The organism is Kitasatospora sp. NPDC058190, from assembly GCF_042883685.1.
In the GTDB taxonomy this organism is placed as follows: Bacteria; Actinomycetota; Actinomycetes; order Streptomycetales; family Streptomycetaceae; genus Kitasatospora.
On the sequence record NZ_JBHVVI010000077.1, the window covers coordinates 35509 to 44090 of the forward strand.

General features: G+C 72.3%; 6 protein-coding genes. 3 read left to right on the forward strand and 3 right to left on the reverse strand.

The window, feature by feature from the left end; genetic code table 11:
• Positions 1-562: 562 nt before the first annotated feature.
• A complete protein-coding gene (locus ACFVWU_RS29765) occupies positions 563-4594 on the forward strand; it encodes a DNRLRE domain-containing protein (protein ID WP_387626687.1) in 4032 nt (1343 codons plus the stop codon).
• Positions 4594-5046 (forward strand): hypothetical protein, encoded by a 453-nt coding sequence (locus ACFVWU_RS29770; protein WP_387626689.1) that lies wholly within the window; start codon positions 4594-4596, stop codon positions 5044-5046. The genes ACFVWU_RS29765 and ACFVWU_RS29770 overlap by 1 nt, the downstream gene beginning before the upstream one ends.
• Before the next feature lie 218 nt (positions 5047-5264).
• Here the strand turns inward: ACFVWU_RS29770 and ACFVWU_RS29775 are convergent, their stop codons facing one another.
• From ACFVWU_RS29775 to ACFVWU_RS29785, 3 genes are all read right to left on the reverse strand, one after another.
• The gene (locus ACFVWU_RS29775) at positions 5265-6023 is read right to left on the reverse strand and encodes a hypothetical protein (RefSeq protein WP_387626691.1); all 759 of its coding nucleotides are present in this window, start codon (positions 6021-6023) and stop codon (positions 5265-5267) included.
• A gap of 216 nt (positions 6024-6239) precedes the next feature.
• Complete coding sequence (locus ACFVWU_RS29780; RefSeq protein WP_387626693.1) at positions 6240-6659, reverse strand: hypothetical protein; 420 nt, start codon at positions 6657-6659, stop codon at positions 6240-6242.
• 21 nt (positions 6660-6680) lie between these two features.
• A complete protein-coding gene (locus ACFVWU_RS29785) occupies positions 6681-7526 on the reverse strand; it encodes an SDR family NAD(P)-dependent oxidoreductase (protein WP_387626695.1) in 846 nt (281 codons plus the stop codon).
• Positions 7527-7660: 134 nt separating this feature from the next.
• On the opposite strand from ACFVWU_RS29785, the gene ACFVWU_RS29790 reads away from it, so the two are divergent.
• On the forward strand, positions 7661-8236 hold the full coding sequence (locus ACFVWU_RS29790) for a TetR/AcrR family transcriptional regulator (protein ID WP_387626697.1): 576 nt from the start codon (positions 7661-7663) through the stop codon (positions 8234-8236).
• The last annotated feature ends 346 nt before the right edge of the window (positions 8237-8582 follow it).

The window sequence follows — 8582 nt, forward strand, 5'->3', positions numbered from 1 at the left end:
CGGCGGCAGGCGTGGCGGACCACGCCGGGGCGGCCACCAGCGCGGCTCCCATCGAGGCGACGGCGACGATCGAACGCAAGGCACGGGATACGTGCATCAATCCTCCGAGCGGGTCGGTGAGCCAACCCGCTCGGCCGTCTGGTGACGGCATCGTCCGAGCAACCCCCCATCCGCGTACGGCGGCTGTCGCGACCTCCCAGCGCCTCGGGCACGCCGGGCACGTTTCCAGGCCGCAGCACGAGGGCGGACGACTCATCTGCGGGTGTGGCGAAGCCCAGTTATCCACCTCATCCGCCGGACGCCGGGGCGATCGGTGCCGTGTCGGGTGCGGCTCAGCCTTATGGCGCTGCCTGCATGACGGCCATTCGGGAACTCACCGCCGCGTCCTGTGGTGGGCCCGGATTTCGCATTCGTGCGTACAAAACGCGTCACAATCTCATCAACTTCTTAAGGAAATATTCAGAATCTGGACTGATTTGCCCCGAATTATCGCGATCACCGCCCTTGGTGATCTTGCCTATGCTCCGGATCGCTTCGACCAAGAGCGAGTCAAGGAGCCCCCATGCATGTTCCAAGACGGACCCTCGCCGGTCCGCTGTCCCTCGCGGTGGCGCTGTCGCTGTCGCTGGCCGGCGGAGCGCCGATCGCGTTCGCGGCCAAGCCGCAGCCCAAGCCCTCCCCCGGCAAGCCGCCGACGGCGGCCGCCATCGACCCGACCGGCAGCATCGCCGCCGCCCGGGTCGCCGCGCGCACCACCGGCCAGCGCGTCGAGGCGGTGTCCGAGCGCAGCGAGGTGTCCACCACCTGGGTCAACCCGGACGGCACGCTCACCACCGAGCTTGCCGCCGGACCGGTGCGCTTCCTGCGCGACGGCACATGGACCGACGTCGACCTGACTCTCAAGCGGGCGCCCGACGGCTCGGTGGCCCCCGCCGCGCACCCGCACGCGATGAAGCTGGCCGGCCCCGGCGGCAAGCGGCCCCGCACCCTCGCCGAGTCACAGGCCATCACCGCGCCCGCCGCCGCGGAGCCCGCCCGCACCCTGGTGTCGCTCGGCTCCGGCGACGACGAGCTGGCGCTGGAGTGGAAGGGCGGCCTGCCCGCACCCGAGCTGGACGGCCCGCGCGCCGTCTACCGGGACGCCGTCGGCGACGGCGACGGTGACCTCGTCGTCGAGGCCAACCGCAACGGCTTCGAGCAGTTCGTCACGCTCAAGAAGCGCCCGGCGAACGGGAGTTACTCGTACACCATGCCGTTCCGGGCCAAGGGCCTGAAGGCCGTGGCCCAGCCGGACGGCGGCGTGCTGTTCACCGACCGGAAGAACGGGCGGAAGCGCGCCGTGCTGCCCGCGCCGGTGATGTGGGACGCCACCACCGTGACCGGGTCGAGCGAGCACCCCCGGCAGGCGAAGGTGGACCTCAAGGTCGTCCAGCACGGTGACGACGTCGACCTGGTCTTCACCCCCGACGCCGCCTTCCTGGCCGACCCGGCCACCACCTACCCGGTGACCGTCGACCCGTCCACCACCGGGCTCGGCAACGCCCTCGACACCCGGGTCCAGAAGGGCGAGACGGTCGACTGGTCGGCCGACGTCGAGCTGTACTGGGGCAACCCCGGCACCAAGAACGCCGACGGCAGCTCGCGCGAGGCCCGTTCGCTGATCAACTGGAACACCTCCTCGATCGCGGACGCGCTGGTCCAGAACGCCACGCTGTCGCTGTACAACATCCACTCCGGCAACACCGACTGTCTGCCCTACACCTGGGAGGTGTGGGACACCGGGCTCGCCTCCACCGCCTCGCGCTGGACCAACCAGCCGGCCTGGAACGCCAAGAAGGCCAGTTCCACCGAGACCAAGGGCCGCGACACCTGCGGCGGCGACGGCTGGATCACCGCCAACGTCACCGACCTCGTCCAGACCTGGGCCTCGGCGAAGAACCAGGTCTCCGGAATGGGCCTGCGGGCGCCCGACGAGGTCAGCACCAAATACTGGAAGGAGGTGAACTCCGCCAACGCCGCCACCAACGTGCCCAAGCTGACGGTCAACTACAACTACCGTCCGCGCACAGGCACCAAGCAGGAGGCCGGTCCGCCGTTCCTCCAGGACGGCACCGGCACCTGGCGGGTCGACACCACCACCCCGGTGCTCCGGGACACCTTCGTCGACCCCGACGGCGACAAGGTGACCGGCACCTTCCAGCTGGTCGACGCCATCTCCGGCGCCCAGGTCGGCAACGTCAACGTCTCCGGCTACGTGGCCAGCGGCACCCCCGCCGAGGTCACCGTGCCGGCGGGCCTGCTCCAGTACGGCCACACCTACCGGTTCCGTACCTCGCCCTACGACGGCCTGCACTACAACCTGGGCTGGTCCGCCTGGGCCACCTTCAGTGTCAGCCCGCTGCCGGACGTGCCGAGCCAGCTGCAGACCGGCGCCCAGCAGACCCTCACTCCGGTGCTCTCCACCCTGGTCACCAACCCCAACCAGGGCCGGATCCGGACCGAGTTCGTGCTCAAGGGCCGCAACGGCCAGCCGCTGCCGACCTCGATCGCCCCGGTGTGGGCGGAGAGCGGCACCCGGGCCTCCGTCCAGCTGCCGGACGGCGCGGTGACCGACGGCGGCGACTACACCTGGACCGCGCGCGCCTGCGCCGCCGTCGGCTGCTCCGCGTGGACCCCCGACCAGCCGCTGGCCGTCCGCGTCCAGGCCCCGCCGGTCCCGCCCGCGCCGACCACCGTGGTCCTCACCGGCCCCGCCCTCGCGGACGCCTCGGCGGCCACCGCCGGCGGCGGCTGCGACACCGGCACGTGCCCGGCCGCCGACCCGGCCGAGCTGCGGATCGGCACCACGCCCGACGGCAGCAGCTGGACCAGCTGGCTCAAGCCCGACCTGTCGGCCGTCCCGGCCGGCTCCCGGGTGATCGGCGGCAAGCTCGCCCTGACCCGCTCGGACTGCGCGGCCGGTAGCGCCGGCTGCGACGAGACCGCCGTGGACGTCTTCCAGCTCGGCAGCGCCTGGGCTCCCGGCCAGGGCGGTGCGGCGCTGACCACGGCCGCCGGCGCCGAGAGCTACGCCTCCGCCGCCAAGCCGTCGGAGACCGACCTGTCCGCGCTGGTCGGCTCGTGGATCGAGAAGGGCGAGGCCTACGGCCTGGCGCTGCGTCCGCCGGCAGGCTGGAGCGGCGCGGCCCGCTACTTCTCGGCCACCGCCGCCGACCCGGCGCGGCGGCCCAAGCTGACCCTCGACTACCTGGCGCCGACCGCACCGGGCGCGGCCGAACAGGTCACCGCCGTCGGTGGCGACGCCGCTCTGGTCGTCACCTGGAACGCCCCGGCCGACCGCGGTTCGGTCGGTGACGTCGGCTACACCGTCCGGGTCGAGACCTCGGCCGGCGTCCCGGTCCAGGAGGTCACCACCGGCGACCTGCGGGCCACGTTCACCGGCCTGGACAACGCCCGCTCCTACCGCGCGGTGGTCACCGCCAGGAACAGCTACGGCGCCGCCGCCCCGGTCGCCTCGACGGTGGTCCAGGGCACCCCGACGGCCGGCGGCCCGAACCAGTACCGCGGCTACGTGCAGGAGTACCTGGACGCCCGCAACAAGATCAAGATGAAGGCCGGGTTCACCGCGCCGGACGCCGCCGCCGAGGCCGCGCACGGCACCGTCTTCGTCGACCTGCTGGCCACCCAGGAGGCCTCGCTGGTCGCCAACCGCGAGGCGCTGGCGACCCAGAACCAGCTGTACACGGCTGCGGCGGTCACCCTGACCGACGTGGTGGTCGACCAGCAGACGGCCGGCAAGGTCGTCGTACGGGCCACCGTCAAGGACTCGGTGATGATCCGGTCGGGCGGCGTGGACTCGCCGAGCGAGAGCGTGGGCGCGAAGCGGTTCGAGTTCCCCGTCGGCACCGCCGCGGTCCTCGTCTCCGAGGCCGACGACCTCGCGGCCCAGCAGCAGCTGTCCTCCTCCGCGGCCGCGCAGGCCCAGGTCGAGGTGGCCGACGCCGCGCAGCCCGACCCGGCGGACGCCCAGAAGGCGGTGCCCCTGGACGCCAACGGCTTCCCGCTCCAGCCGGCGCAGCCGGCCGCCGGCGCCGTCCAGACCGGGTACAACTACAACGGCACCGCCGACTGGGCCCGCCGCAACGTCAACATCGGCTGGGACTTCCCCCAGGACTGCACCAACTTCGTCTCCAAGGCCCTGTACTACGGTGGCGGTATGCGCACCCGGTACGGCTTCAAGACCTGGGACGGTGCCTGGTGGACCAACGACTACTGGTTGTTCGGCTGGCACAAGAACCGCAGCTACACGTGGGCCGGCGCGGCCAACCTGCACCGGCACCTGCTGAACTACCGGTACTCGACCTGGCTGCGCTGGACCTCCGAGGCCCGCCCGGGTGACGTGGTGTTCTTCAAGTGGCGCGACGAGCCGCGGATCAACCACGCCGCGGTCGTGGTCAGCTGGGGCGCCCAGATGGAACTGCGCCAGCACGGCCGGAAGGGCGTCACCACCCTGAACGAGGTGCTGTCCTACTACCGGCAGAAGGGCGAGCCGATCGAGTGGTTCGTCGTCGTCCGTCCGCTCGGGACCAACTGATGGCGGCGGGGCGGCCGGTGACGGCCGTACTGGCCGCCGCGCTCTCGGCCGCCCTCCTGTCCGGCTGTTCGAGCGGCGCCGAGGAGGCCCGGCTGGAGCACTCGGCCGACTACTCCACCCATCCGCACCTGAAGGTCACCGGCTACCCCGTGCCGGAGACGCTGGGCCTGGCACAGCAGGTGGTGTGGCGGCTGGCCGACGGCTCCGCGGACCGGCTGGTGAAGCTGGCCGCCGCGGAGGGCACGGCCGACGCGCGCCGGGCGGCGGCCGAGGAGTGGGTCCGCGCCTACGGGCCGGGAGCCGCCGGGGAGGTCACCGCCGACTTCGGCGACGACCCGGCGAACCGGCAGACCGTACGGCTCACCTTCCACGGGACCGGCCAGGCGAAGGAGCTGACGCTCCGCCTGGACGGTCGTGACGGCGGGGGCGGCTGGCGGGTTCTGCTGACCTGATCCCGCCGGGGCGGCCGGTCGTGGCCCGGACGCGGAAACCAACGGTCGGGCACTCCTGCACGGAGTGCCCGACCGTTCGGCGTCTCCCGGCCGGGACGAACCCGGCCAGGAGTCTGATGCAGATCTTGAAAACGCGCCCGGACCGCGCCCGTTCGACCCGATTGGCATGTGACAGCGATCCAGGGCCGGGGCCTCGGGCGCGAGCGGGGCGGCGGCCGCTACTGCAGGATGCCGACCGCCCTCGCCACCACCAGCACCACCGTGATCAGCGACACCGCCGACTGCGTCATCATCAGCAGCTTCGCCCAGACCGACAGCGGCATGGTGTCCGTCGGGCTGAAGGCGCAGGCATTGGTGAACGCCACGTACAAGTAGTCCGGGTAGGAGGGCTCCCAGCCCGGCTCCGCGATGCCCTCCTGCTGCATCTGGGGGAAGAGGAAGTCCGGGTACGACTTCACCCCCTGGGCGCGGGCCGCCGGGCCGCCTCGGTCCCACTCCCAGTACCAGAGCGAAAAGGCGATGATGTTGGTCGCCCAGACCGCGCCGCCGGTACCGAGCAGCGCCAGCGCGCCCGGTGAGGCAGAAGTGTGGATCAGGTCGCCCACCAGCTTCACCGCCGACCAGCCGTTGGCCAGGCTGATCACCGCTACCAGGGCCAGGCTCAGCGAGCGCAGCAACTGCGACGTCTGGTCGATGCGCTTGTGCGGGTTGAGGACCACCAGGGCCACCAGCAGCGCCAGCTCCAGGGTGGGCAGCATCCAATGCGGGTGGATGGTCAGGCGGGTCGGCAGGGCCAGCTGCAGTCCCACGGCAACCAGGATGGCCGCCGACGCCGCCCAGCGCTGCTCACCGAGTGTGACCGAGCGCCACGCCGGACGCTCCGGCTTCTCGGGCTCCAGGAGCCGCTCGATCCGCTCCAACCTGCGGTGCAGTACCTCGGAGAGCTGCGCCGAGGCATGATGTTCGTGCTCAGTCATGGCGCACAGTGTGTCAGGCGTCCACTTTCACGATCGCAGTGGTCTCGGGTGCACGGAAGGACCCGCCGAGACGCCTGCTCGGCGGGGCGGCTACCGGGTGTGGCCAGTGAAGACGAGACGGACAAGGTCACCCCGGCCGGCACCGTTGACGGCGGCCAGGCGGTCCGGGCCCTGGTCTTCAGGGGGCCGGGTCCGGCTGTCCGCCGGTGCGCCGGCTCAGCCGGCCAGGACCGCCGAGGTGGTGATTCGCCAGCCGTCCGGCGTGCGGGCGAGGAAGTAGAACACCCGGGGGCGCTGGAACTCGGCGCCCGAGCGGTCGTAGCGGGCCCAGCTCACCTCGATGGTGACCGCCCGTTCGTTCAGCTCCCGGACGGCCGGGTCCAGTGCCTGGCTGCCGCCGTAGTCGAGGTCGCGCAGGGCGGCCAGCTCGTGCGCGAGCCCGGCGGTCAGCTGCTCGGCCGAGGTGAGGACCGTGTGCGCGCTGCCAGTGGTCACGGTCAGGGGCACCGCGAAGTACTCCAGCAGCGGCGCCGGGTCGCTCCCGCCGGCCGCGGCGAGTTCGATGAAGGTGGCCGCATAGCGGTCGAACAACTGCTTCGCGTCCGTTTCGGCGCGCGACAGGTCAGCGGTGGACACGGGCGATCGCCTCCTCGTCGTTCAGCGGACCCAGGCGCGGGTGAGGTCCTGGACCGCGGAGCCGTCGAGGTCGGCGAGTGTGGTGGCGACGAAGTCGCGGGCCCACTGCGAGGTCTGGACGCGGAAGGCCGGACGGTCGGCGGTCAGGGCCTCGATGATCGGGGCGGCGGCCTCGGCCGGGGTCTGGGCGTTGCCGTAGGACTGCTGGACGCGGGCGATGTACGCCTGGAGGGCCGGAACGTAGGGTCCGGCGGCGGCGAGCAGGGCGGGGACGTCCAGGCCGATGTTGGCGACGAACTCGCTGGAAACCGCACCGGGTTCGACGACGGTGACGTCGACGCCGACGGTGGCGGCGACGGGAGCGAGGGACTGCATGAAGCCCTCGACGGCGAACTTGGCCGCGCAGTAGGCCTCGTTGAAGGGCTGGCCGACCACGCCGCCGATGCTGGTGACGGTGATCACCCGGCCCTGGGCGGCGCGCAGGTGGGGCAGGGCGGCGCGGGTGGTGGCCACCACGCCGAAGAAGTTGACCTCCATGGCGGAGCGGACCTCGTCGACGCTCATCAGTTCGACGGTGCCGACCTGGGCGGCGCCGGCGTTGTTGATCAGCGCGTCGAGGCGGCCGTGCTCGGCGATCACCTCGTCCAGGCAGGCGGCGATGCTCTCGGGGTCGACCACGTCCAGGCGCTTGACCTGGATGCGGTCGGCGACGTCGTGCTCGGCGGCGGCCTTCAGCAGCGCATCGGCCTTGCCCGTGTCGCGCATGGTCGCGATGGCCGTCCAGCCGGCCTGGGCGGCGCCGACGGCGGCGGCCAGGCCGATGCCGGAGGACGTGCCGGTGATCAGAACCGTCTTCGGGGAGGTCATGAGGGTCTTCCTTGCGTGTGGAGTGCAACGGAGCGGACAACGCCGCAAACGGGGAGTTCCCCGGTTAATTGCCAACGTAACCGGGGAACTCCCCGCTTGTCCAGATAGACTGATCCCGACGAAGGGAGACAGCCTTGACCACCCAGCCGAGCGCGCTGCGCGCCGATGCCCGCCGCAACCGGGAACGCATCCTCGAAGCGGCCGTGCGCGCCTTCTCCGAGAAGGGCGCGGACGTTGCGATCGACACGATCGCCAAGGCCGCGGGCGTCGGCTCGGCCACGCTCTACCGCCACTTCCCCACCCGCGAGGCGCTGGTCGAGGCCGCCTACCGCAACGAGCTCGCCCGCGTCTGCGACCGCGCCGCAGAGCTGCTGGCCGACAACCCGCCGGACCGGGCGATGCGCCTGTGGATGGACGACTTCATCGACTACCTGGCCGCCAAGCAGGGCATGGCGGACGCCCTGCGGGCCGCGGTCGCCTCCGGCGCGGACCCCTTCGCCGAAACCCTCGACAAGCTCGCCACCGCGATCACCACCCTGCTGCACGCCGGCGCCGACGCCGGCCTCCTACGCCCGGACATCGACCCCGTCGACGTCGGCTTCAGCCTCAGCGGCATAGCGCTGATCACCAGCGACCCCGCCCAACGCGAACGGGCCGGCCGCCTCCTCGACCTGCTCCTCGACGGCCTCCGCCACGGCACGAACCGATAGCCCATCCCCCGGGCGCGCCGCGCGACGGGCGGCCGGCACAAGCGGAGCGTCGGGCCACGCACGCCGCCCCGGCCTCGGATCCGGCCGCGGCGCGCCGCCGGCCCGGAGGGCGGGAGCTGTTCACTGCCGCGGGGCCCGGCCGGCGGGAGGCCGGGCGCGTCGAAGGCACGGCGTGATTGCGCTGGCCGGCGGCCCGGTGGTGCTGCGGTGGGCCGCCGTGACGGGAATGCTAGACCCGCGCGTCGACGGTGGCCAGGGCTTTGGCCTGCCATCTTTCGGCCGCGCCCCTGCCATCTGTGGCGGGTCTCGGATCGCCCGGCCCGGGTCCCGGTCGGCGTCCGAGGTG

Excerpts from the sequence above, each read along its gene's own strand:
- ACFVWU_RS29785 (WP_387626695.1), bottom strand. The coding sequence starts at position 7,526 with ATGACCTCCCCGAAGACGGTTCTGATCACCGGCACGTCCTCCGGCATC.
- ACFVWU_RS29775 (WP_387626691.1), bottom strand. The coding sequence starts at position 6,023 with ATGACTGAGCACGAACATCATGCCTCGGCGCAGCTCTCCGAGGTACTG.
- ACFVWU_RS29765 (WP_387626687.1), top strand. The coding sequence starts at position 563 with ATGCATGTTCCAAGACGGACCCTCGCCGGTCCGCTGTCCCTCGCGGTG.
- ACFVWU_RS29770 (WP_387626689.1), top strand. The coding sequence starts at position 4,594 with ATGGCGGCGGGGCGGCCGGTGACGGCCGTACTGGCCGCCGCGCTCTCG.